Consider the following 26,084-nt stretch of genomic DNA (forward strand, 5'->3'; position numbering starts at 1 on the left):
GCGGCATGGATGCCGCGACGACCCGCCCTCCCCCCGCCGATCTCGGCAGCCGGATCGTGGCGCCGCTGTTCCACCGCATCCTCGACCGCGTCGACCGCGGCCTGGTGACGGGCGCGATCGAGGCCGAGCTGCCCGACGGCACGCGGCGCCTGCTCGGCGGGCAGGAGCCCGGCCCCTTCGCGGCGGTGCGCGTGGTGCGCTGGCGCGCCCTGTGGCGTCTGGTCAGCGCGGGCTCGATCGGCTGGTACGAGGGCTGGGAAGCGGGCGACTGGACCAGCCCCGATCTGGTGCCCGTGTTCGACCTGTTCATGCGCAATCGCGCCGCCCTGGGCGACGTCGCGCGCGCCAAACGCGGCGCGAAGCTGGCGGCGCGACTCGTCCATCGCCTGCGCCGCAACGATCGCGGCGGCGCGCGCCGCAACGTGGCGGCTCACTACGACCTCGGTAACGACTTCTATCGCGAGTGGCTCGACGAGACGCTGACCTACTCGAGTGCGCGCTACGACGCGCCGGACCAGCCGCTCGCCGCCGCGCAGCGGCGCAAGCTGGCGGCGATCCTCGCGCGCACGGGGGCGAGCGCGGGCCAGCGCGTGCTCGAGATCGGCTGCGGCTGGGGCTCGTTCGCGGCGACCGCGGCGGCGGCGGGAGTCGGCGTCCACGCGCTGACGCTCTCGACCGAGCAGCGCGACCACGTGGCCGCAGGCGCGCTGCCCGGCGTCAGCGTGGCGCTGTGCGACTATCGCGACGTCACCGGCGTGTACGACGGGGTCGCCTCGATCGAGATGGTCGAGGCGGTCGGCCCGGACTATTGGCCGGCCTATTGCGCGACACTCGCGCGCGTGCTGCGCCCCGGCGGCCGCGCCGCGCTCCAGCTCATCGCGATCGCGGACGACGTGTGGGATGCCTATGCCGGCGGCGTCGACTTCATCCAGCGCTACATCTTTCCGGGCGGGTCGCTGGTGTCGGTCAGCCGCTTCAAGGCGATCGCCGCGGCGCACGGGCTGGCGTGGCACGACGAGGAGCGGTTCGGCCTCGACTATGCCGAGACGCTGCTGGAGTGGCGCCGCCGCTTCGACCGCGTCGCCGCCGAGGGGCGGCTGCCGGCCCGATTTGACGAGCGGTTCCAGCGGCTGTGGCGTTACTATCTGATGTACTGCGAGGGCGGGTTCCGCGGCGGAGGCATCGACGTGCTGCAGGTCACGCTGATCAAAGAGTAACAGGCGGTGACGCGGCCGCTCCGCACTCAACCGTCATCCCGAACTTGATCTGGCAGCCATGGCTCAGCTGGTCCTGCGAACGCTACTCGCCCGGGGGATCGAGTCCTTGATCAAGTCCCGGATGACGGTCCCGCGAAGCGCCGCCGACTAGCCCACCCGCTCGCGGTGATTCGGCTCGAACCCGTCGCTCGCCAGCGCCGCGATCCGCGCCGCGACCGCCTCGGGCGGCTTGACCGACGCCGGGTCCTCGCCCGGGTACGCCCGCGCGCGCATCTTGGTCCGCGTCGCGCCCGGGTCGAGCACCGCGACGCGCACCTTACTCACCTCGGCCATCTCGTCGCCATAGGCCTCGAGCAGCGTCTCGAACGCCGCCTTGGACGCGCCATACGCGCCCCAATAGGCGCGCGGCGTGCGCGCCACCGACGAGGTCACCCCGATGACCCGCGCCCCCGCCGAGCGCCGCAGCATCGGGTCGAACGCCTGAATCATCGCCACCTGCGCCGAGACGTTGAGCGTCAGCACCTGCGCCAGTTCCTTGGCGTCGATCGCGGGCACCGCGGCGAGCGAACCCAGCATCGCGGCGTTGAGCACCAGCACGTCGAGCGCCTCCCAGCGCTCGCCGATCGCGGTGGCGAGCCGCGCGATCGAGTCGCTCTGCGCGAGATCGAGCGGCGCGATCGTCGCCGAACCGCCGGCGTCGAAGATCGCCTGCTCGACTTCCTCCAGCCCCGCCGCAGTGCGCGCGGTGAGGACGACGTGCGCCCCCTCCGCGGCGAGCGCGATCGCGGTGGCGGCGCCGATGCCGCGGCTCGCGCCGGTGACCAGCGCGAGCTTGTCCGTCAGTGGCTTGCTCACGATGCTCAGTTCACCCGCTCGGCCAGCATCGCGAACTGGTCGACCGCGCTGCTCTCGTCATGGTCGGTCAGCGTGGTGGGATAGTCGCCGGTGAAGCAGGCGTCGCAATATTTCGGGCGGATGTCGGCGCGGTGGCTCTCGCCCAGCGCCTTGTAGAGCCCGTCGATCGAGACGAAGGCCAGGCTGTCGGCGTGGATGAAGTCGGTCATCCCGCCGAGGTCGTGCTTGGCCGCGAGCAATTTGGCGCGCTCGGGCGTGTCGACGCCGTAGAAGCAGCTGTGCCGCGTCGGCGGCGAGGCGATGCGCATGTGCACCTCCGCCGCGCCGGCCTCGCGCATCATCTGCACGATCTTGAGGCTGGTGGTGCCGCGCACGATCGAATCGTCGATCAGCACCACCTTCTTGCCCTGGATCAGCGCGCGATTGGCGTTGTGCTTCAGCTTGACGCCGAGGTGGCGGACCTTGTCGCCCGGCTGGATGAAGGTGCGCCCGACATAGTGCGAGCGGATGATGCCGAGCTCGAACGGGATACCCGACTGCTGCGCATAGCCGATCGCGGCGGGCACACCCGAATCGGGCACGGGGATGACGAGATCCGCCTCCACCGGCGATTCGATCGCGAGCTGCGCCCCGATCTCCTTGCGCACCGAGTAGATCGAGTGGTCGTCGACGATCGAGTCAGGGCGCGAGAAATACACCCACTCGAAGATGCACGGCCGCGCCGCCAGCTTGGCGAAGGGACGGATCGAGCGAACCTGCCCGTTCTGCACGATCACCAGCTCGCCCGGCTCGACCGAGCGCTCGAACTCGGCGCCGACCACGTCGAGCGCGACCGTCTCCGAGGCGAAGATCACGGCGTCGCCGAGGCGCCCCATCACGAGCGGGCGGATGCCGAGCGGGTCGCGGCACGCGATCATGCCCTCGGGCGTCATCACGATCAGCGAATAGGCGCCCTCGATCTGCTTGAGCGCGTCGATGAACTTGTCGAGCAGCGTGCGATACTGGCTGGTCGCGACGAGGTGGATGATCGTCTCGGTGTCCGAGGTCGACTGGAAGATCGAGCCGCGCCGCACCAGCTCGCGCCGCAGCCGCATCGCGTTGGAGATGTTGCCGTTGTGCGCGATCGCGAAGCCGCCCGACTGGAGCTCGGCATAGAGCGGCTGGACGTTGCGCAGCGCGGTCTCGCCCGTCGTGGAGTAGCGCACGTGCCCGCACGCCACCTCGCCCGCGAGCGCGCGGATGATGTCGTCGCGGTCGAAATTGCCCGCGACATGGCCCATCGCGCGGTGGGTGTGGAAGTCGTGGCCGTCGAAGCTGGTGATGCCCGCGGCCTCCTGGCCGCGGTGCTGCAGCGCGTGCAGCCCCAGCGCCACCAGCGCCGCGGCGCCCTCGGAGCCGGAGGCGCCGAAGATGCCGCACTCCTCGTGCAGATGGTCGTCGTCGAACGGGTTCGTGGTCAGCATGTGCGGAGGCTCGCCTGGTGCGCGGCCGCATATAGCGACTGTCGCGGGAATGTCATCCGGCTGCGGGCGCTTGCGGCGGAACCAAGCCGGTTTTCGGGCGTGCGGGGCTCGATCTCTGCCTTGCCAGGAGAGGTGGCACCCGCGGCGCGACGGAGGGGCGTGCACCCTGATGAGTCCACCTGGCGTCACCAGCGGCGACACCCCTCCACCACGCCCTTCGGGCGCGGTCCCCCTCTCCTCGCAGGAAGAGATGAGTGGGCGGGGCTCGAGCCTCCCGAGCGCGGGATGATCAGGCGGGCACCCTCTCGTACATCGCCGCCAGCCGCTCGATCACCGCGACGTGGCGCGCCGCGATCGCCATCACGTCGTCGCCGTAGCCGCCACCCACCGTGCTCGCCAGCGGCACGCCCCGCGCGAGCGCCAGCCCCGCCACCAGCCGGTCACGCCGCGCCAGCCCCTCGTCGCTGAGCGCCAGCCGACCGAGCCGGTCGCCGGCATAGGGGTCGACCCCGCCCTGGTAGAGGATCAGGTCGGGCCGCACCTCGTCGAGCAGCGGCACCAGCGTCTCCTCGAGCCGCGCCAGATAGTCGTCGTCACCGATCGCGTCGGGGAGTCCCACGTCGAGCGTCGAGCACGCCTTGCGCACCGGGAAGTTCTTTTCGGCGTGGATCGAATAGGTCGCGATCGCGTCATGGCCGGCGGTGAGCGCGGCGGTGCCGTCGCCCTGGTGGACGTCGACGTCGACGATCAGGATCCGCTCCGCCGCCCGCTCGGCGGCGAGCCGCACCGCCGCCACCGCCAGGTCATTGAACACGCAATAACCCGCTCCCGTGGCCGCCAGCGCGTGATGGCTGCCCCCCGCGGTGTTGGCGGCGAAGCCGTGCGCCAGCGCCAGCCGCGCCGCCAGATAGGTGCCGCCGGGCACCAGCGCCGCGCGGCGCGCCACCAGTTCGGTCACCGGAAAGCCGATGCGGCGCTCCTTCTCGCGCGGCACCGCGGCGGCGAGCACCTCGGCGACGTAATCGGGATCGTGCGTCGCCTCGAGCCAGTCGCGCGGCATCGCCTCGGGCTCGTGCCACGCCACGGCGGCGCCGCGCTCTAGCAGCAGGTCGCGGATCGCGCCGTTCTTGCCCCAGCGATAGGTGCTGCGCGCGGGTGCCTCGGTGACATAGGCGGGATGGTGGACGACCCGGATCATCCGCCTAAGATAAGGCGAGGATCGCGGCGCGCCATCGCGCCCCCGCACAGGAGCGCGCATGACCGACCGAACCGCCCCCGAACTCGAGCGGACGCCGTTCGTCCGTCCCGACGTCGCTGCGTTCCTGACCTATCTCAACAACGTTCCTGGGCCTAAGATGCACGAGCTGCCGCCCGTCGAGGCGCGCGCGGTGATGGTCGCGATGAAGGACGTCGCCGACCTGCCGCGCGGCGAGCTGGCGGTGGTGCACGACCTCAGCTTGCCCGGTCCTGGCGGCGAGCTGCGCGCCCGGCTGTTCGACTCGCGCGGGACTCGCGCGCCGGGACCGGCGGTCGTGTTCTTCCACGGCGGCGGCTGGGTCATCGGTGACCTCGACACGCACGCCAGTTTCGCCGCCGAGATGGCGCGCCAGCTCGATCTGCCGGTGATCTCGGTCGACTACCGCCTCGCGCCCGAGGCGCGCTGGCCCGCCGCGCCCGACGACGCCGAGGCGGCGGCGCGCTGGGTAGCGTCGGGGCCGGAGGCGCTCGGCCGCGGCGTCACCTCGCTGGTGCTTTCCGGCGACAGCGCGGGGGGCAACCTCGCGATCATCGTCACCGCGGCGCTGCGCGACCGCCCCGCGGCGGTACCGGTGATCGTGCAGGCGCCGATCTACCCCGCCACCGACGCCAGCCGGCCCTACGCGTCGTTCGACGCCTACGCCGACGGCTATCTGCTCACCCGCGAGGGGATGATCTGGTTCAACGACCATTACGCCGGGGACCCGCGTCACCCGCGCTTCTCGCCGCTGCTCGGTGACGTCGCGGGGCTGCCGCGCGCGGTGATCGTCACCGCCGGGCTGGACCCGATCCGCGACCAGGGACGCGCCTATGCCGCCGCCCTGGCGCAGGCCGGCGTGGCGGTCACCTTCCGCGAGGCGCAGGGCAACATCCACGGCTTCATCACGCTGCGACGCGCCATCCCCTCGTCGCAGGGCGACGTCGCCGGCTTTCTCACCGCGGTGCGCGCCGCCGTGAGCGAGGCCGAGGGCGAGCGCGTGCTGCGCGAGGCGGCGGGGTGAGGCGCGCCCGCCGGTTCCACAGGGAAAAAGCCAGGCTAGGCACGCGACAAGCGAACAACGGTTGCGCCGCCCCCTACCCGCCGCCCATGTAGCGGGCATGGCAAGCCTCCTCGATCCCGACGCGCGCGGCCGCGTCATCCTCGTCGGCGCGGGACCGGGCGATCCCGGGCTGCTCACGGTGCGCGCGGTGGAAGCGCTGCGCCAGGCCGACGTCGTCGTCCACGACGGGCTGATCGACGACCGCGTGCTCGCGCTGGCACCCGTCACGGCGCAGCGCATCTCTGTCGCCAAGCGCCGCGCGCGGCACACGCTGCCGCAGGACGCGATCAACGCGCTGATCGTCGCGCACGTCCGCGCCGGCAGCGTGGTGGTGCGGCTCAAGGGCGGCGATCCCTTCATCTTCGGGCGCGGCGGCGAGGAGGTCGAGGCGGTACGCGCCGCTGGCCTCGCGGTGGAGGTGATCCCCGGGGTCTCGGCCGCGCTGGGCTGCGCCGCCGAGGCCATGCTGCCGCTCACGCATCGCGACCACAGCTCGGCGGTCACCTTCGTCGCCGGCCAGTGCAAGGGACTGACCGATCAGGACTGGTCCGGCCTCGCCGGCCAGGGGCGCACGCTGGTGATCTACATGGGCGTCGCCACCGCCGAGGCGATCGCGGACAAGCTGATGGCCGACGGCGTCGCCCCCGATATGCCGGTCGCGGTGCTGGAGAAGGGCACGCTGCCGGGCCGCCGCGCGCTGCGGACGCTGCTCGCCGACCTCGGCGCGATGGTGGCGCGCGAGGGCGTGGCGAGCCCGGCGATCATCGTCGTCGGGGAGGTGGTCGGGCTGTCCGACGCCGAGGACCGGCTCGCTGGCTACGCGCGGGTCGCCGAGAGCGTCGGGACCCTGTCGGCATGAGGCTGGTGACGGGCAACGACCTGCCGACCGGTGATGTGGTCTGGTGGGCCGGCGGCGGCTGGTCCCGCCACATCGCGGACGCGGTCGACGCGGGCGAGCGCGCCGAGGCGATCGCGCGCGAGGAAGAGGCGGCGCGGCGCGTCAACGTGCCGTACGTGATCGAGGCGACCGCGACGCCCGAGGGCCCGCGCCCCGCGCATATCAAGGATCGTATTCGCGCGCTCGGCCCGACCGTGCGCACCGACCTGACGCTCAAGCCGGCCGACCCGAACGCGGGCAGCTGGGTGATATGATCTCCTCCCCGGCACGGGGAGGGGGACCGCCGCGCGAAGCGCGGTGGTGGAGCGGGGCCTCCGCCAGCGCATCGTGCGTGGCGAGCCCCCTCCACCACTCGCCTGCGGCGAGTGGTCCCCCTCCCCGTGCCGGGGAGGATTAAGGACAATCTATGTACCGTTACGACGAATATGATCAGGCGATCGTGGACGCGCGGGTCGACGAGTTCCGCGACCAGTGCCGGCGCCGGCTCGCGGGCGAGCTGAGCGAGGACCAGTTCAAGCCGCTGCGGCTGATGAACGGCCTCTACCTGCAGCTCCACGCCTATATGCTGCGCGTCGCGGTACCCTATGGCACGCTCAACGCGCGCCAGATGCGCATGCTCGCTTATGTCGCGCGCACATACGACCGCGGCTACGGCCATTTCACCACGCGCCAGAACATCCAGTACAATTGGATCAAGCTGGAGGATGCCGCCGACATCCTCGCCGAGCTGGCGACGGTGGAGATGCACGCGATCCAGACCAGCGGCAATTGCATCCGCAACATCAGCTCGGACCAGTTCGCCGGCGCCGCCGCGGACGAGGTCACCGACCCCCGGCCCTGGGCCGAGCTGCTGCGCCAGTGGAGCACCTTCCACCCCGAGTTCACCTATCTGCCCCGCAAGTTCAAGATCGCGGTGATCGCCGCCGACGAGGACCGCGCGGCGATGCGGCTCCACGACATCGGGCTCCAGCTGGTCGAGCGGGACGGCGTGCTCGGCGCGCGCGTCTATGTCGGTGGCGGCATGGGGCGCACGCCGATGATCGCGCCGCTGATCCGCGACTTCATCGGCGCTGACGAGCTGATGAGCTATCTCGAGGCGTGCCTGCGCGTCTACAATCGCTACGGCCGCCGCGACAACATCTACAAGGCGCGGATCAAGATCCTGCTCCACGAGATCGGCGCCGACGAGTATCGTCGCCAGGTCGAGGAGGAGTTCCTCGCCGTCAAGCAGCTCGGCATCGATCCGCCCGCCGCCGAGCTGGCGCGGATCAGCGCGATGTTCGCGCCCCCGCCGTTCGACGCCGCCGCGCCCGACAGCGTCGACCGTGCCGACCCCGACTTCGCATTGTGGCTCGACCAGAACGTCAAGCCGCACAAGCAGCCGGGCTACGCGATCGTCAACGTCTCGCTCAAGCCGATCGGCGGCATCCCCGGCGACGCCTCGGCCGAGCAGATCGACGTGATGGCCGATCTCGCCGAGCGCTACAGCGCCGACGAGCTACGCGTCACCCACGCGCAGAACATCGTGCTGCCGCACGTCCGCAAGGCCGACCTCTACGCCGTGTGGCAGCAGCTCACCGAGGCGGGGTTGGCGGAGGCCAATCTCGACCTGATCAGCGACATCATCGCCTGCCCCGGGCTCGACTATTGCGCGCTCGCCAACGCGCGCTCGATCCCTTTGGCGCAGAAGATCGGCCAGTGCTTCGCCGACGCGGGGCGGCAGCGCGACCTGGGCGAGCTCAAGCTCAAGATCTCGGGCTGCATCAACGCCTGCGGCCACCATCACGCGGGCCACATCGGCATCCTCGGCGTCGACAAGAAAGGCACCGAGAATTACCAGCTGCTGCTCGGCGGCTCGGGCGCGGAGGACGTCAGCCTCGGCCGCATCACCGGCCCCGGCTTCGACGAGGACGGGGTGGTCGATGCGATCGAGCGGGTCACCGACACCTATCTCCAGGTACGCGAACAGGGCGAGCGCTTCGTCGACACCTACCGCCGCGTCGGCATGCAGCCGTTCAAGGAGGCGATCTATGGCTGAGCCGCGCGCCCGGAGGACACCCGCATGAGCGACAACGTGCTGCGCTACCGCGACGACGAGGCGCATGACGAGCCCGCGGTGACGCTCGACTCGTTCGTCGCCGGGCAGACCAACGCCGGCGCGGTGCGGCTCGAGGCGGGCGACGACGCACGCGCGCTGCTATCGCACCTCGATCGGCTCGCGCTCGTCGAGGTATCGTTCCCCACCTTCCGCGACGGCCGCGGCTATTCGAGCGCGCGCATCCTGCGCGAGGCGGGCTATGCCGGCGAGCTGCGCGCCGCTGGCGACGTGCTGGTCGATCAGATCCCGCACATGCGCCGCTGCGGCTTCGACAGTTTCGCGCCCGAGACCGCGATCGACGCCGCGGTGCTGGAGCGCTCGCTGGCACGCTATCCCACGCCCTATCAGCGCGCCGCCGACGCCAGGGTGCCGGTGTGGAAGCTGCGGCATGGCTGAGCCAGCGCGCCAGCTCGACACGATCGACGTGGCGCCGTCCTTCACCGCGGAGGAAGCGGCGGCGCTCGACGCGCGCTACGCCGACGCGACCGCGCCAGAGCTGCTCGGCGAGCTGATCGCCGGACCGCTGAAAGGGCGGGTCGCCGCGGTGTCGTCGTTCGGCGCGGAATCCGCGGTGCTGCTCCACATGGTCGCCGCCATCGACCGCGACGTGCCGGTGATCTTCACCAACACGCAGAAGATGTTCGGCGAGACGCTGGCGTATCGCGACGAGCTCGCCGAACGGCTCGGCTTCACCGACCTGCGCGTGTTCCGCCCCGACCCGCGGCTGCTGCGGCTCAAGGACGAGAAAGGGCTGCGCTGGTCGTACGACCCGGACGGGTGCTGCGAGCTGCGCAAGGTGGAGCCGCTACGGCGCGCGCTCCAGCCCTTCGCGGCGTGGATCTCGGGGCGCAAGGGCTTCCAGGCCTCGACCCGGCGCGCCATCCCGCGCGTCGAGGTCGACGATGGCCGCCTCAAGATCAATCCGCTCGCCGACTGGCCGAAGGAGCGGCTCGACGCCTATTTCAGCGAGCACGACCTGCCGCATCATCCGCTCGAGGCGCAGGGCTATCTCTCGATCGGCTGCGCGCCCTGCACCTCCAAGGTCCGCCCCGGCGAGGACCCGCGCGCGGGGCGCTGGCGCGGCTGGGACAAAGTGGAATGCGGCATCCACGTCGCGGCCAAGCCGGGCGAGGAGCCGGCCTTCTAGGCGCGTCGGCATGGTCACTGCGTGCGGCGAAGCGGTGCTGACCGAACACCGATCGCTCCGCGCCTTCGTCAACCGGGCGGGGCCCGAGCGGACGAGCCCAGGCAGCCTGCTGGACGGGGCCAACGCGCGGCCGTGGCGGGCGCGTGGACACGATCGACGAGGTGGCGCGCGACACAGCCCGCCTATCCACCCCCGCCCTTGACACCTAGCTCAACGCCACGGATCAATCGAGCGGCCGAGGGTGCGACGCTCAGCCGCACCTCGGGGGAGTCGATCGTGCCCCGTACCGCCCTCCCCGCTCCCCCGTGCTCCGCCACCCTGATGCTCCTCGCCACCGCGGTGCTGCTGAGCGGCTGCGGCAAGCAGCGCGACAACCCGGCGCCACTGCGCATCGAGGCGCAGGCCGGGCAGTTGCCTTCGGAGAGTTCGACCATCGTCGTGCCCGTCACCGCCGATCTCGCCGCGCTCGAGCGCGGGCTCAACCAGGAGACGCCGCGCGTGCTGTGGACGATCGACCAGCACCGTGACCGTTGCGTCGCGGCCAAGAAGATCGATCTCGGGATCGGCAAACTGAAGGTGCTGCCCGATCTCGGCTGCCGCCTCGTCGGCCGGGTCACGCGCGGCGCGATCCGGCTCTCGGGCAAGGGCGAGCGGCTCGACCTGGTCATGCCGGTGAGCGCGGCGATCACCGCGCAGAACGTCGGCGGCGTGCTGAGCAAGACCGCCACCGGCACTGCCGTGGTGCGCGCCACCGGGCGGCTCGGCATCGTGGGCGACTGGCAGCCCACCGCCAAGCTCGACATCGCCTATGATTGGCGCGAGGAACCCGGCGTCGACGTCGCGGGCCAGCGCGTCACCTTCACCTCGCGCGCGGACGCCAAGCTGCGCGGCATCGTCGGCAAGCTCGAGCGCGACCTGCCGCGCCAGCTCGCCAAGCTGCACCTGCGCGACCAGCTCGCGCAGCTCTGGCCGCAGGGCTTCACGTCGATCGAGCTGAGCAAGCGCAACCCGCCCGCCTGGTTGCGCGTGACTCCGCGCGCGCTCGGCTTCGGCGGCTATCGCGTCGACGGTCGCACGCTGCGGCTGACGCTCGCCGCCGAGGCGCTGACGGAAACCTTCGTCGGCCAGCGCCCCCCCGACCCGGCGGTGACGCCACTGCCCGCGCCGACGCGGGTCAGCGATCGCGCCGGACTGCGCTTCTCGGTGCCGGTGCTCGCCGACTACCGCACGCTCGAGCCGGTGGTCGAGCGCGCGCTGCGCAAGCTCGCCGCGCGCGGGATCAGCGTGACCGGGGTCGGGCCCGTCGACGTCGCGTTCGGGAAGGTCACCGTCTACGCCACCCAGGGCGGCCGACTCGCGGTGGGTGTGCGCGCGAAGGTGACGCCGCGCGCGGTCGGCAGCGCCTCCACCAGCGGCGAGGCCTGGTTGACCGCGGTGCCCTACAACGATCCCGGTTCGCAGCTGGTGCGCGCGCGCGACGTCCAGCTGGTCGCGCGCACCGACTCGACGGCGATCGACCTGCTGATCCGGCTGCTCGCCGAGACGCAGGTGCAGCGCGCGGTCGCCCTCGCGCTCCAGCACGATTTCCACGACGACTATGCCCAGGTGCTCGGCAAAGCGCAGCGCGCGATCGGAGCACGGCAGCAGGGCGACTTCTTCCTCTCCACCGATGTCACCTCCGTCGCGAACGGTCAGTTGCAGGTCACCGGCGCGGGGCTGTTCCTGCCGGTGCGCGCGGAAGGTACCGCGATGATCGCCTACCGGCCGCGGTGAGATCCCGACGCGCCGGTGCGGGAGTTCGCCACGCGCGGGAGATCACGCGGCGGCGCGAGGTAAGACGCTCGCGCGGAGGTGCGGGGACACGGAGGCTCCGCACGCGGGCAAGCATCGCCTGCTCAGTACGGGCGAGCTCGACGAACGACGGGATCTTCCCGAAAAAGACCTCGGATCGCTCAGATGCGACCCCGCAGTCCGTCGCGCCGGGGACAGTGGCGAGTCATCGTGCCGCGCACATGAGCCGCGCGGCACACCGGGCGCGAGGCATGGCGGTGCAGGGTCGCCGCGGGAAAGAGGATGACACTCGCAGCGACGCGGCGTGAACCTGCCTGCCCCGCCGCCCGCGAGAACGAACGTCTCTCAGCGCAGCAGATCGGAGACCTTGTCGAGGAAGCTCGCGATATGGTCGGGCTTGGACACGAAGGCGTCGGCCCCGGCGGCGAAGCAGGCGTCCATGTCGTGCTGGCTCTGCAGCACGGTGAGCGCCATCACCGGGATCGTGCGAGTCGCGGGCGCACCTTTGAGCGTCTCGATGACGTCGAGCCCGCTCACGTTGGGCAGGCGGATGTCGACGATGATCGCGTCGGGCGCGATCGTCTCAGCCGCATCGAGCACGCCGCGTTCGTCGGTGACCACGCGCGGGTCGTAGCCGCCGATCGTCAGCCAGGAGGCGTAGAGTTTGCGATGGCTCGGATCGTCCTCGACCAGCATGATACGCTTCTTCATCCGTCTCCCTCGCTGGGCTGCGCACCGCGGCAGCCGGCGGCTCTATCATTCAACGATCGCCCTCGTCGGGCATGCGGCGCGGCGCGTCAATGCGCGATCAGGCGCTCCACCCCGCGCGCGAGCTCGCCCAGCCGGTAGAGGTCGGGCAGCACGTCGTGGAGCCTGTCATCGATGACGCAGAGCGCGCCTAGCGGGTAGCCGGCGCGATCGACCAGCGGCAGCCCGGCGTAGAAGCGGATGAACGGCGCCGCGGTGACCAGGGGATTGTCGGCGAAGCGTTTGTCGTGGCGCGCGTCGGGCACGATCATCGGCTCGCCGGGACGGTGGATCGCGTGCGCGCAGAAGGACACCGCGCGCGGCATCTCGTCTTCCACGTCGCCGATCTTGGAGACGAAGCACTGGCGGCGACGATCGATGATCGAGATCGCCGCGATCGGCGTGTGCGCGACCCGCGCCGCCTCCTCCACTACGTCCTGTAGCGCGGCGTGCTGGTCACGCGCGGGCTGCCACACGCGCTCCACCGCGTGGAGGCGTCGCTCCTCATCGAACGGCACGAAGGCCACCCTTCCATCCTCTTAATCTACTACCGGCGTAGTAGATCGCACAGTCCGGCCCCGGTTCGCCCTCGTCAAGCGCGAACCGATCCATTCCGGCGGAGACCCGCGCGGTGGTCGGATCAGTCGCGATCCGTCTCGCGGCGCGCGCGCGCGGTCATACCCGTCGCCGACGCATCGTCGAGCATCTGCTCGTCGGGCGCGGGCGTCTCCTCGGGCGGCAGCGCCGCGGTGGCGTTGGTGAGATCGCTCGGCGATGCGACCGGCGAGGGCTCGGGAGTGGGCGTGGGCTCGGGCGTGGGCGACGACTCCGCACTGGGCGTCGGCTCGGGTGCGGGCGCGGGCTCGCGCGAGCACGCCGCGACGGCCAAAGCGGCGGTCGCGAGCAGCGGTAGCATCAGTCGCTTCGTCATCGTCATCATCCTCATCGCGCCGCCACCTGCACCTGCACCGCCGAGCGCCGCTCGACGCTGGCGGCGAGCCGCGCGTCCCAGCTGTACGGGTCCTCGCGGAAGCCTACCTGCCCGCTCGGGCTGGCGAAAGCCGTCCAGTAGAGCAGATAGACGCTGACCGGTGTCGCCATCGCCGCGCGCACCGTCTTGCCCGCCGCCACGGTGGAGTCGATCGTCTCGGGCGGCCACTCGGGCGTGTCGCGCAGCATCAGCCGGGCGAGGTCGGCGGGCTTCTCCAGCCGCACGCAGCCGTGGCTCGACAGCCGATCGAAGCGCGAGAAGCCAGAGCGCGCCGGCGTGTCGTGCAGATAGACCGCGAAGTCGTTGGGGAAATCGAACTTGTAGCGGCCGAGCGCGCTCTTCTCGGACGATTGCTGCAGGCGCTTGCCGCCGTTCCCCGTGTCGATCACGCGGAAGCCGTTGCGCTTGAGATAGCCCGGGCTTGCCTTCTCCTTCGGCCACAGCTCTTTGGTCGCGATGGACGTGGGCACGTTCCACGGCGGGTTGAGCACGATGCTGCTGATCTTGGAGATGAGCATCGGTGTCTCGTTGCCGGGCCGGCCGGTGACCGCCTTCATCGACATCACCGGCTCGTCACCCTCGAAGACGGTGAGCACCGCCGCGGCGATGTTGACCTGGACCCGCTTCTTGTCGAGCTCGGGCGGCAGCCAGCGCCAGCGCTCGAGATTGGCCATGATCTGGCGCATGCGCCGCTCGACCGGCACGTTGAGCGCGGCGAGCGTCTGCGCGCCCACCTGCCCGACCGGGTTGAGCCCGTAGCGGCGCTGCGCGCGCCGGACCGCCTCGAGCAGCGCCGCGTCGAACGTCTCCCCTGACGGCGACACCTGCGGATCTTCGAGCGCGAGCCGCTCGCGCAGCCTCGCCACGTCGGCGCCGCGGCTGCCGAAGACGGGCGTGGCGGTCAGCGTATTCCAGCCGCCCTTGTCGGCGATGGCGCGATAGCGCGCGAGCCCGGCCACGAGCGTGTCATAGCCCTGGTAGGGGGGCGGCAGCGAGCGCAACCAGCTCGACAGCCGATCGCGCGAGACCGCCTCGGCGAACGCGGGCAACGGGTCATACGCGGTCGGGCGTACGCCCCAGTCTTTCTGGAAGTCCTCGGGCATCAGCCGCCCGGCATGGACCGCCCGTGCGTGGTCGAGCGCGGCACGCACCATCGCTTCGGACCCGAGCGAGTCGAGGTCGGTGCGCCGCGTCAGCCGCAGCCCCTGCGCGAGCTCGTCGTCGGCGATCAGCGCGGCGAGCTGCTGGCGCTGCGCCGCGCCGAGCGTCGGCAGCGGAACGCTCGGCGCCACCGGTGGGACGGGGACGACCGGGACCGGCGCGGGCGGCACCGGCGAGGCCGGGACCTGGGTGGACGCGGGCGTCTGGAGCGCCGGCGGGACAGCGGGCGCGGCGACCTGCGCGGCCGCGGGCGCGACCAGCGCGACGATGGCGGCGAACGTGCCGGCGCGCCAGAGCAGGCGGCGGCGCGAGAGAGCGGGACGCTGGTTCATCGCGCTCCCTCTAGAGCGCCGCGCGGTCGGTGGGAACACCCAGAAACAGGCGCGGGATGGCGTGGCCACGGCGGGCCCGGCCGGGGGCGGGCAGGTCTTCTCGCCGCGGGGCGGGGTTCCGGATGTGAGGCACGCGTGCGCTACCCGAGACCCTGCCCACTTTGGCCCGCGCCTTCGCCCGCACCCGGTCGAAGCCGTCGCCTGCGAGACCGGGCCCCGCTCAGCGCTTCACCCTTCCCGACGCGTCAGCAGCGCGGTGCGGAGGCACTGGCACACCAGCTCGTCCCGCTGGTTGTGCAGCCGGTGCTCGAACGTCACCAGCCCCGCCTCCGGGCGCGAGCGGCTGTCGCGCAGCGCGGTGACCTCGCTCGCGGCGCGCAGCGTGTCGCCGATGAACACGGGCGCGGGCATCACGACCTTGTCGTAACCGAGATTGGCGATCAGCGTGCCCAGCGTGGTCTCCGCCACCGACAGGCCGATCATCAGCGCGAAGGTGAAGGTCCCATTGACCAGGATCCGCCCGAATTCGGACGCGCGCGCCGCCTCGGCGTCGAGGTGGAGCGGCTGGGGATTATGCGTCATCGTCGAGAAGAGCAGGTTGTCCGTCTCGGTCACGGTGCGGCGGATCGGATGCTCGACCCGGTCGCCGACCGCCCATTCGTCATAGCATCGCCCTGCCATCACGTCGTCTCCCGCTCGATCCGCGCCAGCCGCGCGCCGTCGGCCACCTGCGCCCCCGTCGCGGCGCCGAGCTCGACGACGATGCCGTCGAACGGCGCGGTGAGGCTATGCTCCATCTTCATCGCCTCCAGCGTGACGAGCCGCTGGCCCGCGACGACGCGTTCGCCCGCGGCGACCTCGACCGCGATGACCCGGCCAGGCATCGGCGCGAGAACCATGCCGTCACCCGCGGCGCCACCGCCCGCCCCTTCCGCGCGGAACGGGGCGAGCGCGTAGGTCTGCCCCGCCTCGGTGATCAGCGCGCGATCGGCGGGCGTTCCTGCGGAGCCGCCGCCCGCGAACGCGACGCTCACCGGCGCGCCGTCGAGCAGGAAGCTCGCCTCGCGCCGCGCCGGCGCGTTGAGACGGAAGCCGGGCACGAGCGCGACGCCGGTGAGCTCGGCCGCGGCAGCCGCCAGCGCCCCCTCGCTCGGACGGTCGGGCGGCATCAGCGCGGCGCCGGCACGCTCGATCAGCCCGGTATCGACCGCGCCCGCGGCGAAGCCGGGGTGGCTGAGCGCGCGGACGAGAAAGCCGGCGTTGGTACGTACCGGCCAGACGACCGTCTCCGCCAGCGCCGCGCCGAGCCGCGCGCGGGCCGCGTCGCGCGTGTCGGCGTGCGCGATCAGCTTGGCGATCATGGGATCGTAGAACGGCGAGATCACCGTGCCCTGCTCGACGCCGCTGTCGACCCGCACGCCCCCGCCGAGGCGGAAGGCGGTCAGCGGCCCGGTGGAAGGGAGGAAACCGCGCGCCGGATCCTCGGCGTAGAGCCGTGCCTCGATCGCGTGACCGCGCATCGCGAGCTGGTCCTGGCGCAGCGGCAGCGGCTCGCCGCCCGCGACGCGGAGCTGCCACTCCACCAGGTCGACGCCGGTGATCGCCTCGGTGACGGGATGCTCGACCTGGAGCCGCGTGTTCATCTCCATGAACCACACGCGGTCGGCGCGCAGGCCGTCGCTCGCGTCGGCGATGAACTCGATCGTGCCCGCGCCGACATAGTCGACCGCGCGCGCGGCGCGCACCGCGGCGTCGCACACGGCGGCGCGGGTGGCGGCGTCCATACCGGGCGCGGGCGCCTCCTCGATCACCTTCTGGTGGCGACGCTGGAGCGAGCAGTCGCGCTCGAACAAGTGGACGACGTGGCCGTGGCGGTCGCCGAACACCTGCACTTCGATGTGGCGCGGCGCGAGGATGTAGCGCTCGATCAGCACGCGCTCGTCGCCGAACGCCGCCGCCGCCTCGCGCCGGCATGAGGCGAGGGCGGCGGCGAAACCGGCCGCCTCGTCGACGCGCCGCATGCCCTTGCCGCCGCCGCCAGCGACCGCCTTGATGAGGACGGGGTAGCCGACGCGCTCGGCCTCCGCAGCGAGCCGCTCGGGCGACTGGTCTGCGCCGAGATAGCCCGGGGTGACGGGGACGCCGGCGGCGATCATGCGCTGCTTGGCGGCGTCCTTCAGCCCCATCGCACGGATGCTGGCGGGGTCGGGGCCGACCCAGACACGTCCGGCATCGATCACCGCCGCGGCGAAGTCGGCGTTCTCCGACAGGAAGCCGTAGCCGGGGTGGATCGCGGCGGCGTCGGTCTCGCGCGCGGCGGCGAGGATCAGGTCGCCGCGCAGGTAGCTGTCGCGCGCGGGAGACGGGCCGAGCCGCACGGCCGTGTCGGCGAGGCGGACGTGGAGCGCGTCGGCGTCCGCGTCGGAATAGACCGCGACCGTGCGGACGCCCAGCGCGCGCGCGGTGCGGATCACGCGGCAGGCGATCTCGCCGCGGTTGGCGATGAGGAGCGAGGGCAGCATGGGGTTACCTCCGGAGCACGGGGGTGAGCGGCGGAAGCGTCGTTCCCGCTCTGGCGTCGTGCTGAGCGCGTCTCAGCAGCCACCGCGCCGCGCGCGCCGCCCCACGAGAGAGAGGACGGCCAAGCAGCCCCGCGTCTACATCATCGCGAGCCAGCGCCAAGGCACGCTGTACATCGGCGTTACCGCCGACCTGCTCGCGCGATCGGATCAGCATCGCGACAGGGCGGACGGCTTCACTGGCCGCGACTGAGCCACCCCGCTGCCTCACATCCGGAACACCCCGAACCGGGGCGCCTCCTCGACCGGTGCGTTGAGGCATGCGGCCAGCGCGAGTCCGAGCACGTCGCGCGTCTGCGCCGGATCGATCACACCGTCATCCCACAGCCGCGCGGTCGCGTAATAGGGGTTGCCCTCGTCCTCATACTTCTGGCGCACCGGCGCCTTGAAGGCCTCGGCCTCGTCCGCCGTCCAGGTCGCCGCGTCGCGGTGGACGGTGGCGAGCACCGCGGCGGCCTGCTCACCGCCCATCACGCTGATCCGGCTGTTGGGCCAGCTGAAGAGGAAGCGCGGGCCGTAGGCGCGACCGCACATGCCGTAATTGCCCGCGCCGAAGCTGCCGCCGATCAGCAGCGTCAGCTTGGGCACGCTGGCGGTGGCGACCGCGGTGACGAGCTTGGCGCCGTGCTTGGCGATGCCCTCCGCCTCATACTTGCCCCCGACCATGAAGCCCGAGATGTTCTGCAGGAACAGGAGCGGCACGCGACGCTGGCACGCCAGCTCGATGAAGTGCGCCCCCTTCTGCGCGCTCTCGGAGAAGAGCACGCCGTTGTTCGCCAGGATCGCCACCGGCATGCCGTGGAGATGCGCGAAGCCGCACACCAGGCTGCTGCCGAACAGCGGCTTGAACTCGTGGAAGCGCGAGCCGTCGACCAGCCGCGCGATCACCTCACGCACCTCATAGGGTGCGCGCACGTCCCTCGGCACGATCCCGTATAGCTCGTCGGCCGGGTAGAGCGGTGCGGCCGCCGGCGCGAGATTGACCGTCGTCGGCGGCGGCGGCGGCAAAGTGGCGATGATGTCGCGCACGATCGTCAGCGCGTGAGGATCATCCTCGGCGACATGGTCGACCACGCCCGACCGGCGGCCATGCGTGTCCGCGCCGCCGAGCTCCTCCGCGCTGATCTCCTCGCCGGTCGCCGCCTTCACCAGCGGCGGCCCGGCGAGGAAGATCGTCCCCTGCCCGCGCACGATCACCGTCTCGTCCGACATCGCCGGGACATAGGCACCCCCCGCAGTGCAGCTGCCCATCACGCACGCCACCTGCGCGATGCCACGCGCCGACATCTGCGCCTGATTGAAGAAGATCCGACCGAAGTGATCTCTGTCGGGAAAGACCTCGGCCTGGTGCGGCAGGTTGGCACCGCCGGAGTCGACGAGATAGACGCACGGCAGCCGGTTCTCGAGCGCGATCTCCTGCGCGCGCAGATGCTTCTTCACGGTGAGCGGGTAATAGGTGCCGCCCTTCACCGTGGCATCGTTGGCGACGATCATCACCTGTCGCCCCGCGACGGTACCCACGCCGCAGATCAGCCCGGCGCCCGGCACCTCGTCGCCGTAGAGCCCGCCCGCGGCGAGCTGGCCGATCTCGAGGAACGCCGCGCCCGCGTCGAGCAAGCGCTCGACCCGCTCGCGCGGCAGCAGCTTGCCCCGGGCGGTGTGGCGCTCGCGCGACGTCGCGCTGCCGCCCAGCGCCGCCGCGGCGACTCGTTCGCGCAACTCGGCGGCGAGCGCGCGATGGTGCGCCTCAGCGGCGCGGAAGCGGTCGTCGTCGCGCGCGATCGTCGAGGCGAGGACGGGCGCGCTCACTGCGCCACCGGCTCGGTCGCGCCGACCAGCTCGCGCCCGATCAGCATGCGGCGGATCTCGTTGGTGCCCGCGCCGATGTCGAGCAACTTCGCGTCGCGCAGGAAGCGCTCGACCGGCCAGTCTTTCGTATAGCCCGCCCCGCCGAGCGCCTGCACCGCCTCACCCGCGACACGGAAGGCGCTCTCCGAGGCGAGCAGGATCGCGCCCGCGGCGTCGAAGCGCGTGGTCCGCCCGGCGTCGCAGCTGCGCGCCACGGCGTAGACGTAGGCGCGCGCCGAGTTGAGCGCGACATACATGTCTGCCACCTTCGCCTGCATCAGCTGGAAGCTGCCGATCGCGCGCCCGAACTGGCGACGCTCGCGCAGGTACGGCAGCACCGTGTCGAGGCACGCCTGCATGATGCCGAGCTGGATCCCCGCGAGCACGGTACGCTCATAGTCGAGCCCGCTCATCAGGATGCCGACGCCACCGTTGAGCGGCCCCATCACGTTCGCGTCGGGCACCTCACAGTCGGTGAACACCAGCTCGGCGGTGGGCGAGCCGCGCATCCCCATCTTGTCGATCTTCTGCCCGATCGCGAAGCCGGGCATGTCCCTCTCGATCAGGAAGGTCGTGATGCCACGGCTGCCTTCGCCGGTCTTGGCATAGACCACCAAGGTGTCGGCGTACGGTGCGTTGGTGATCCAGAATTTGGTGCCGTTGAGCACCCAGCCGCGGTCGCTGCGGCGCGCGCTCAGCTTCATCGAGACGACGTCCGAGCCCGCCCCAGCCTCGGACATGGCGAGGCTGCCGACATGCTCGCCGGAGATCAGCCTGGGCAGGAAGCGTGCCTTCTGCTCGGGGTCGGCCCAGCGGCGGATCTGGTTGACGCACAGATTCGAGTGTGCGCCGTAGGACAGACCGATCGAGGCCGAGGCGCGCGCCACTTCCTCCTGCGCGACGACATGCTCGAGATAGCCCAGCCCGAGTCCGCCGTCCGCCTCGTCCACGGTGATGCCGTGCAGGCCGAGCTCGCCCATCGCCGGCCAGAGTTCGTCGCGCGGGAACCAGTCCTCGGCGTCGATCCGCGCCGCGAGCGGGGCGATCCTGTCGGCGGCGAAGCGTCGGGTCGTGTCGCGGATCATCTCCGCGTTCTCGCCCAGCGCGAAGTCGAAATCGGGCGTCATGGCCGCATCCTCTACCGTTCCGGCGCTATCGTTCCGGACCGTTCGCCTCGGCCACTTCGACCGCCTTCCCCGCTGAATCCGGAGTCCAGGTGGGGAAGGCTGATGGCTTCCACGCCGGCCTGCCCGACTGGACCCCGGCTTCCGCCGGGGAGGCGGCTCGAGGTACCGCGCGCCGACCCTTGTCGCGTATCGTCATACCAACGCCGAGCCGCCTTCCCAAGTTGAAGCGCGCGAACACATTCCATAGATACCGTCTATGATCGACCGCTACCTGCTGCGCTACTTCCTGGCGGTGGTCGATGAGGGTACCTTCTCGCGTGCCGCGGCGCATTGCCGGGTGACGCAGCCGACGCTCTCGGTCGGGATCGCCAAGTTGGAGACCCTGCTCGGGCATCCGCTGTTCGAGCGCAGCAGCCGGCGCGTCGCGCTCACGGCCGCCGGCGCACGGCTGGCCGAGCACGCGCGGCGGATCGAGGCGGGCTTCGTCGCCGCCGAGCAGGCGGTGGGGGACTCCGCGGCGGCCAAGCTGATCCGACTGGGCCTCTGCACCACGCTCCCCGACGCGTGGCTCGAGGAAGCGCTGCGCGCCGCCGCTCCGGCACGCGAGGCGGGCGAGCGGCTCGAGCTGGTCGAGGGGCGCGCCGGCGAACTGCGCGCCGCGCTCCACCGCGGCCGCGTCGACGCGATCGTCGCGCCGCTCGACGCCGCGCTGCCGCACCGCGTTCTGTTCGACGAACCCTATGCGATGGCGTTCGCGCGCGACCATCCCCTCGCGGCGCGCGTCAGCGTCGAGGCGGAGGAACTCGCCGCCGAGCCGATGGTGGTGCGGCGCCACTGCGAGATGCTGGCGGAGACCAGCCGCTTCTTCACCGCGCGCGGCATCCGGCCCTTCATGGCGGCGCGGACACACAGCGACTCGCGCGCGCTCGCGTACGTGCGCGCCGGCGTGGCGACGACATTGCTCCCTGCCTGCTACGCCGACCCAGCGCTCGCGCTGGTGCCGCTCGCCGGCTTCGACCACCGCCGCACCGTCGCGCTCTGCTTCGCTCCCGACAGCCGTGCGCGCGCGGCGCACAGCGTCGTCCTCTCCCGGATCGCCGAGCGGCTGGCCGAACTGGCGCAAGCGGGCGCGGCGACGTTTACCATTAATTATACGGGCTCGGCCTAGTTGCACGCCGCTACGGCGCACGCGCCGCATGGGGGGATGTCTATCTATGTCGAAGTCCGCGTTCCTGCTCTCGGCGGCGGTGCTCGCCGGTCTCGCGGTACCGGCGGCAGCGCAGAACCTGCGCGGGTCGGCCGCCGACGCCAAGCCGAGCGACGCGAAATCCGGCGATTCGCCCAACACCGCCGACATCGTCGTCACCGCGACGCGCCGCTCCGAGCGGCTGTCGAACGTGCCGATCGCGGTCTCGGCGTTCGGCCAGGCCGCGCTGCAGAACTCGGGCGCGACCGACATCCGCCAGATGACCCAGATCGCGCCGTCGCTGCTGGTCTCCTCGACCGGCTCGGAGGCGAATGCCGCGGCGCGCGTACGCGGCATCGGCACGGTCGGCGACAATCCCGGGCTGGAGAGCTCGGTCGCGGTGTTCATCGACGGCATCTATCGCAGCCGCACCGGCGCCGGGCTCAACGATCTCGGCGAGATCGAGCGGATCGAGGTGCTGCGCGGCCCGCAGGGCACGCTCTCCGGCCGCAACTCCTCGGCCGGCGCCATCAGCATCTACACCAAGCTGCCCGAGTTCAAGTTCGGCGGCTTCGCCGAGGCGACCTACGGCAATTTCGACGCGGTGCGCCTGTCGGGGGCGCTGACCGGGCCTGTCATCAAGGACCTGCTCGCCTTCCGCGTCGACGGCGTCTTCTCGAAGCGCGACGGCTTCCTGCGCGACGTCGTCAACGACACCGACTATAACAATCGCGACCGCTACTTCGTCCGCGGCCAGTTGCTCTTCACCGTCACGCCCGATCTCGCGATCCGGCTGATCGGCGACTATACCCACCGCGACGAGAAATGCTGCGGCGCGGTCTATGTCGGCACCGCCGAGACCAGCGATCCGACGCCCGGCGTCGCGAGCGACTTCGCCTTCAACCCCAACGGCAACCGCATCACTTCGGTGCTGCGCAGCCTCGGCGGCGTGCTGCCGAGCGAGGGCGACCCGTACAACCGCAAGATCGCCTTCACGCCCGGCCGCGACTATTCCAACCTCACCACCGACGGCGGCGTCTCGGCGCGCGTGCGCTGGAACATCGGTGCGACCCAGCTGACCTCGCTGACCGCCTATCGCGAGTACAAGTCCGCCGGCGCGGCCGACATCGATTACGGCAACGTCGACATCGGCTACCGCCCCGACGACGGCAACAACTACCGCCGCTTCAAGACCTTCACGCACGAGAGCCGGTTCTCGGGCTCGATCTTGGGCAACAAGCTCGACTGGCTGATCGGCGGCTATTACGCGCACGAGGACCTCGAGGTCGTCGACAACCTGCGCTTCGGCACGCAGTACGGCGCCTTCGCCGCGTGCCGCATTGTCGCGACGATCAACCCGCTCGCGGCGCTGCGTAACCCCGCCAACCCGGGCTGCCTCAGCCCGGTCGGGCGTGGCGCGCTGACCGGCGCGGTGGGCGCACAGATCGTCGGCGGGATCGATCGGCTGAGCCGCCTCAACGACCTCGGCAGCCTGCGCGATGTCTACGATCAGACCAGCGAGAACTGGGCCTTCTTCACCCACAACATCTACAAGCTGACCGATCGGCTCAACGTCACGCTCGGGCTGCGCTACACGCACGAGAGCAAGACGCTCGCCGCCGCATTCAACAACAACAACACGATCTGCCCGGCGCAGCAGGCCGCGCTGGCACCGCTGCTGCGGAGCACCAACGCGACGCTCCAGTCGCTCGCCGCGGGGATCATCACGCTGAGCTGCACCGGCAACTCGACCTCGGCGCTGAGCGGCGTGGGACTCAACGACCGCTTCAAGGAAGGCCAGCTGACCGGCACCGGCGTGGTGTCGTGGAAACCCGTCGACAGCACGCTCGTGTATGCCTCGTACGCGCGCGGCTACAAGGCGGGCGGTTACAACCTCGACCGCTCGGACCTGACCGCGACCGTCTTCGCGACGCCGACGGCGGCGGATGCGCGCAACCTGCGCTTCGATCCCGAGACGGTGAACGCCTATGAGCTCGGGCTGAAGTACAGCGCGCACCAGCTCACCGCAAACGTCGCGCTGTACCGCTCGGAGTTCGCCAACTTCCAGCTGAACACCTTCAACGGCACCAACTATATCGTGCAGAACATCGGCGGCTGCGATCAGGCGCTGAACGACGCCGATCACGACAACAATTCGGCGACCGGCGCCTGCACCGGCAAGGTCGGCAAGGGCGTGGTCACCCAGGGTGTCGAGCTGGAGCTCGGCCTCTATCCGGCGCCCGATTTCACGGTGAACCTCGGCTACACGCTCGCCGACGCCAAGTATCAGCGCGATCTCGTCGGCAGCAGGTCGGGCGAGCCGCTCAACGCGGCGCTGTTCCTGCTGCCGGGCAGCCAGATGTCGAACGCTCCCAAGCACACCGTCACCAGCGCGGTGACGTGGAGCCCGGCGCTGGGCGGCGGCGGGCTGACCGGCCTATTCTACGTCGATGGCCGGCTGACCAGCGACTATAACACCGGCTCGGACCTGTTCGTCGAGAAGGCGCAGGACGGCTTCTTCGTGATGAACGCGCGGCTCGGCGTGCGCGGACCCGAGCAGCGCTGGGCGGTCGAGCTGTGGGCGCAGAACCTGCTCGACGCCGATTACCAGCAGGTGGCGTTCAACCTGCCGTTCCAGGGCGCCGGCAGCCGTTCGCAGGTACAGGCGTTCGGAGCTCCGTCCTACGCGACCGGCAATGCGCTGTTCGGCGCCTTCCTGGCCGAGCCGCGCACTTATGGTGTGACGTTGCGCTCGCGTTTCTGAGGCAGGGGCGCGGATCAGGCGGGAGGCGCCGGATCCGCGCCGCCGCGCGCGCCGTCAGCGTGCATAGGCATAGGGTCCGCCGCGCTCGAGCGCGCGCTGATAGGCGGGCCGCGCGTGGATCTTCGCCAGCCACGCGACGGTCGCCGGCCGCGACTCGCCCAGCCCGGCGCGGTGGCGCGCCGCCTCGAGCGGGAAGCTCATCATGATGTCGGCCGCGGTGAAGGCCTCGCCGGCGAACCACGGCCGCTGCGCCAGCTCCGCCTCCACGAAATCGAGGTGACGGTCGATCATCGGCTGCACCCGCGCGACCGCGCGCTTGCCGATCAGCGGCAATCGCGACAGCACCAGCTTGAGCAGCAGCGGCGGCATCATCGATCCCTCGGCATAGTGTAGCCAGAAACGATAGCGCAGCGCATCGTCGCGCTTCGCCGGTGCGCCGGCCTTCCCGTCGGCCCGGTCCACGAGATACTCGACGATCGCGCCCGTCTCGGCGACGACGCGGCCGCGCTCGTCCGGCGCGGCGCCGTCGCGGTCCTCGATCACCGGCGACTTGCCGAGCGGATGGACGCGGCGCAGCTCGGGTGGTGCGAGCATCGTCCTGGGATCGCGCGCGTAGCGCTCCACCTCATAGGCGAGCCCGAGTTCTTCGAGCAGCCACAGCACCCGCTGCGAACGCGAGTTCTCGAGATGGTGGACGACGATCGTCATGACGGCTCCCCTGCGCGCGCGACCCAGACCCAGATCGCTGCGGTGAACGCGACCGCGCCGTCGCGTATCCGCGGCGCGAGCGCTGCCGCGATCCGTCGCTCCATCACCGCTCGCTCGTCCGGCTCCGCGGCGGCGAGCGCCGCGGCAGCGGGGCCGATGCGGCGGAAAAAGGCAAGCGCGTCGGCGATCGGATCGTCCCCAGAGCCGACCACGTAACGGACGTCGTGGCGGGTTGCACCCTCGTCGCGCCACCCGGCGGCAGCGAGGATATCCCTCGTCAGCGCGCGATCGGCGAACCCGAACGGACCCGGGGCGTAGGCGCCGGTGGGACGGGGTGTCGCGCCGAGCGCGGCGCCGAGCGCGCTCGCCCAATCATTCTCCTCGCGCGTGCGAAAGCAGGAGAACACGAGTGGCGCGCCCGGCCGCGCCGCGCGCGCCATCGCCGTGAAGGACACGACGGGATCGTCGAAGAACATGACGCCATGGCGCGAGACGATAAGGTCGAGGCCGCCGAGCGTCGGCAGCACCGCGGCTGCGTCACCGACCAGGAAATCGACCCGCCGCTCCCTGTCGGCGTCATCGTCCGCCTCGCGAGCACAAGCGCGAGCCCGCTCCCGCGCCACCGCGACGAGCGGGGCCGCGAGGTCGACGCCGATCACCCGAAGCCCCGGCCGCGCCGCGGCCAGCGCCAGCGTGGTGCTTCCGACGCCACAACCGACGTCTGCCGCTCGTCCAGCTACCGGCGCGGTCGCGGTGATCGCCGCATCCAAGACCCTGGCGATGTCGGCGAACGCACGCTCGGTGCGGTGCCACTCCGCTGCCCAGGTCGCCCCGACACGGCCGCTCCAGTCTGCCCCCGAGGTCACCTGCCAGCC

24 protein-coding genes are annotated in these 26,084 nt (G+C 71.3%); 11 read left to right on the top strand and 13 right to left on the bottom strand.

Features of this window, described 5'->3' with window-relative positions; genetic code table 11:
• Window positions 1-5: 5 nt before the first annotated feature.
• Window positions 6-1,217, top strand: coding sequence for a cyclopropane-fatty-acyl-phospholipid synthase family protein (locus FHY05_RS07555; protein ID WP_183943766.1), 1,212 nt, complete (start codon window positions 6-8; stop codon window positions 1,215-1,217).
• Window positions 1,218-1,364: 147 nt separating this feature from the next.
• Here FHY05_RS07555 and FHY05_RS07560 read toward each other — a convergent pair whose 3' ends face one another.
• The 3 genes from FHY05_RS07560 to FHY05_RS07570 all read right to left on the bottom strand — a co-directional run bounded on the left by FHY05_RS07560 (window position 1,365) and on the right by FHY05_RS07570 (window position 4,733).
• Complete coding sequence (locus tag FHY05_RS07560) at window positions 1,365-2,072, bottom strand: SDR family NAD(P)-dependent oxidoreductase (protein WP_183943767.1); 708 nt, start codon at window positions 2,070-2,072, stop codon at window positions 1,365-1,367.
• 5 nt (window positions 2,073-2,077) lie between these two features.
• Entirely contained in the window at window positions 2,078-3,535 is a 1,458-nt protein-coding gene (purF, locus tag FHY05_RS07565) for an amidophosphoribosyltransferase (protein ID WP_183943768.1), read from the bottom strand.
• 289 nt (window positions 3,536-3,824) lie between these two features.
• Window positions 3,825-4,733, bottom strand: a complete 909-nt coding sequence (locus tag FHY05_RS07570) for a histone deacetylase (RefSeq protein ID WP_183943769.1) — start codon at window positions 4,731-4,733, stop codon at window positions 3,825-3,827.
• Between the two features lie 58 nt (window positions 4,734-4,791).
• On the opposite strand from FHY05_RS07570, the gene FHY05_RS07575 reads away from it, so the two are divergent.
• The 7 genes from FHY05_RS07575 to FHY05_RS07605 all read left to right on the top strand — a co-directional run bounded on the left by FHY05_RS07575 (window position 4,792) and on the right by FHY05_RS07605 (window position 11,748).
• On the top strand, window positions 4,792-5,793 hold the full coding sequence (locus FHY05_RS07575) for an alpha/beta hydrolase (protein ID WP_183943770.1): 1,002 nt from the start codon (window positions 4,792-4,794) through the stop codon (window positions 5,791-5,793).
• A 97-nt stretch (window positions 5,794-5,890) separates the two neighbouring features.
• Window positions 5,891-6,691, top strand: a complete 801-nt coding sequence (cobA, locus tag FHY05_RS07580) for a uroporphyrinogen-III C-methyltransferase (protein ID WP_183943771.1) — start codon at window positions 5,891-5,893, stop codon at window positions 6,689-6,691.
• Window positions 6,688-6,984: a DUF2849 domain-containing protein gene (locus tag FHY05_RS07585; protein ID WP_183943772.1), complete on the top strand. Its 297-nt coding sequence runs from the start codon at window positions 6,688-6,690 to the stop codon at window positions 6,982-6,984. The genes cobA and FHY05_RS07585 overlap by 4 nt, the downstream gene beginning before the upstream one ends.
• A 152-nt stretch (window positions 6,985-7,136) precedes the next feature.
• Window positions 7,137-8,768: a nitrite/sulfite reductase gene (locus FHY05_RS07590; protein WP_183943773.1), complete on the top strand. Its 1,632-nt coding sequence runs from the start codon at window positions 7,137-7,139 to the stop codon at window positions 8,766-8,768.
• 24 nt (window positions 8,769-8,792) lie between these two features.
• Window positions 8,793-9,224, top strand: coding sequence for a DUF934 domain-containing protein (locus tag FHY05_RS07595; protein ID WP_183943774.1), 432 nt, complete (start codon window positions 8,793-8,795; stop codon window positions 9,222-9,224).
• Window positions 9,217-9,975 carry a phosphoadenylyl-sulfate reductase gene (locus FHY05_RS07600; RefSeq protein WP_183943775.1) on the top strand — a complete coding sequence of 253 codons (759 nt, stop codon included), beginning with the start codon at window positions 9,217-9,219 and terminating at the stop codon, window positions 9,973-9,975. The genes FHY05_RS07595 and FHY05_RS07600 overlap by 8 nt, the downstream gene beginning before the upstream one ends.
• A gap of 276 nt (window positions 9,976-10,251) precedes the next feature.
• A complete protein-coding gene (locus FHY05_RS07605; protein WP_311732405.1) occupies window positions 10,252-11,748 on the top strand; it encodes a DUF4403 family protein in 1,497 nt (498 codons plus the stop codon).
• 363 nt (window positions 11,749-12,111) lie between these two features.
• Here the strand turns inward: FHY05_RS07605 and FHY05_RS07610 are convergent, their stop codons facing one another.
• The 6 genes from FHY05_RS07610 to FHY05_RS07635 all read right to left on the bottom strand — a co-directional run bounded on the left by FHY05_RS07610 (window position 12,112) and on the right by FHY05_RS07635 (window position 17,519).
• Window positions 12,112-12,477, bottom strand: a complete 366-nt coding sequence (locus FHY05_RS07610) for a response regulator transcription factor (RefSeq protein ID WP_183943776.1) — start codon at window positions 12,475-12,477, stop codon at window positions 12,112-12,114.
• 86 nt (window positions 12,478-12,563) lie between these two features.
• Entirely contained in the window at window positions 12,564-13,040 is a 477-nt protein-coding gene (locus FHY05_RS07615; RefSeq protein ID WP_183943777.1) for a GAF domain-containing protein, read from the bottom strand.
• 113 nt (window positions 13,041-13,153) lie between these two features.
• A complete protein-coding gene (locus tag FHY05_RS07620; protein ID WP_260181384.1) occupies window positions 13,154-13,444 on the bottom strand; it encodes a hypothetical protein in 291 nt (96 codons plus the stop codon).
• 11 nt (window positions 13,445-13,455) lie between these two features.
• Window positions 13,456-14,997: a murein L,D-transpeptidase gene (locus tag FHY05_RS07625; RefSeq protein WP_183943778.1), complete on the bottom strand. Its 1,542-nt coding sequence runs from the start codon at window positions 14,995-14,997 to the stop codon at window positions 13,456-13,458.
• A gap of 228 nt (window positions 14,998-15,225) precedes the next feature.
• Window positions 15,226-15,678 carry a MaoC family dehydratase gene (locus FHY05_RS07630; RefSeq protein ID WP_183943779.1) on the bottom strand — a complete coding sequence of 151 codons (453 nt, stop codon included), beginning with the start codon at window positions 15,676-15,678 and terminating at the stop codon, window positions 15,226-15,228.
• Window positions 15,678-17,519: a biotin carboxylase N-terminal domain-containing protein gene (locus tag FHY05_RS07635; RefSeq protein ID WP_183943780.1), complete on the bottom strand. Its 1,842-nt coding sequence runs from the start codon at window positions 17,517-17,519 to the stop codon at window positions 15,678-15,680. Before FHY05_RS07635 ends, FHY05_RS07630 begins: the two co-directional genes overlap by 1 nt.
• On the opposite strand from FHY05_RS07635, the gene FHY05_RS22440 reads away from it, so the two are divergent.
• A complete protein-coding gene (locus tag FHY05_RS22440; protein ID WP_409321644.1) occupies window positions 17,518-17,769 on the top strand; it encodes a GIY-YIG nuclease family protein in 252 nt (83 codons plus the stop codon). The genes FHY05_RS07635 and FHY05_RS22440 overlap by 2 nt on opposite strands.
• Before the next feature lie 14 nt (window positions 17,770-17,783).
• Here FHY05_RS22440 and FHY05_RS07640 read toward each other — a convergent pair whose 3' ends face one another.
• Both FHY05_RS07640 and FHY05_RS07645 read right to left on the bottom strand, forming a co-directional pair.
• A complete protein-coding gene (locus FHY05_RS07640) occupies window positions 17,784-19,385 on the bottom strand; it encodes a carboxyl transferase domain-containing protein (protein WP_183943781.1) in 1,602 nt (533 codons plus the stop codon).
• On the bottom strand, window positions 19,382-20,551 hold the full coding sequence (locus FHY05_RS07645; protein WP_183943782.1) for an acyl-CoA dehydrogenase family protein: 1,170 nt from the start codon (window positions 20,549-20,551) through the stop codon (window positions 19,382-19,384). Before FHY05_RS07645 ends, FHY05_RS07640 begins: the two co-directional genes overlap by 4 nt.
• Before the next feature lie 256 nt (window positions 20,552-20,807).
• Here FHY05_RS07645 and FHY05_RS07650 point away from each other — a divergent pair, with 256 nt between their 5' ends.
• Window positions 20,808-21,719 (top strand): LysR family transcriptional regulator, encoded by a 912-nt coding sequence (locus tag FHY05_RS07650; protein WP_183943783.1) that lies wholly within the window; start codon window positions 20,808-20,810, stop codon window positions 21,717-21,719.
• A 46-nt stretch (window positions 21,720-21,765) separates the two neighbouring features.
• Entirely contained in the window at window positions 21,766-24,501 is a 2,736-nt protein-coding gene (locus FHY05_RS07655) for a TonB-dependent receptor (protein ID WP_183943784.1), read from the top strand.
• A 54-nt stretch (window positions 24,502-24,555) separates the two neighbouring features.
• Here the strand turns inward: FHY05_RS07655 and FHY05_RS07660 are convergent, their stop codons facing one another.
• Window positions 24,556-25,209, bottom strand: a complete 654-nt coding sequence (locus FHY05_RS07660) for a glutathione S-transferase family protein (protein ID WP_183943785.1) — start codon at window positions 25,207-25,209, stop codon at window positions 24,556-24,558.
• The gene (locus FHY05_RS07665; protein WP_183943786.1) at window positions 25,206-26,075 is read right to left on the bottom strand and encodes a trans-aconitate 2-methyltransferase; all 870 of its coding nucleotides are present in this window, start codon (window positions 26,073-26,075) and stop codon (window positions 25,206-25,208) included. Before FHY05_RS07665 ends, FHY05_RS07660 begins: the two co-directional genes overlap by 4 nt.
• Window positions 26,076-26,084 lie beyond the last annotated feature (9 nt).

It is taken from the genome of Sphingomonas sp. BK580 (assembly GCF_014194975.1).
Taxonomy (GTDB): domain Bacteria; phylum Pseudomonadota; class Alphaproteobacteria; order Sphingomonadales; family Sphingomonadaceae; genus Sphingomonas.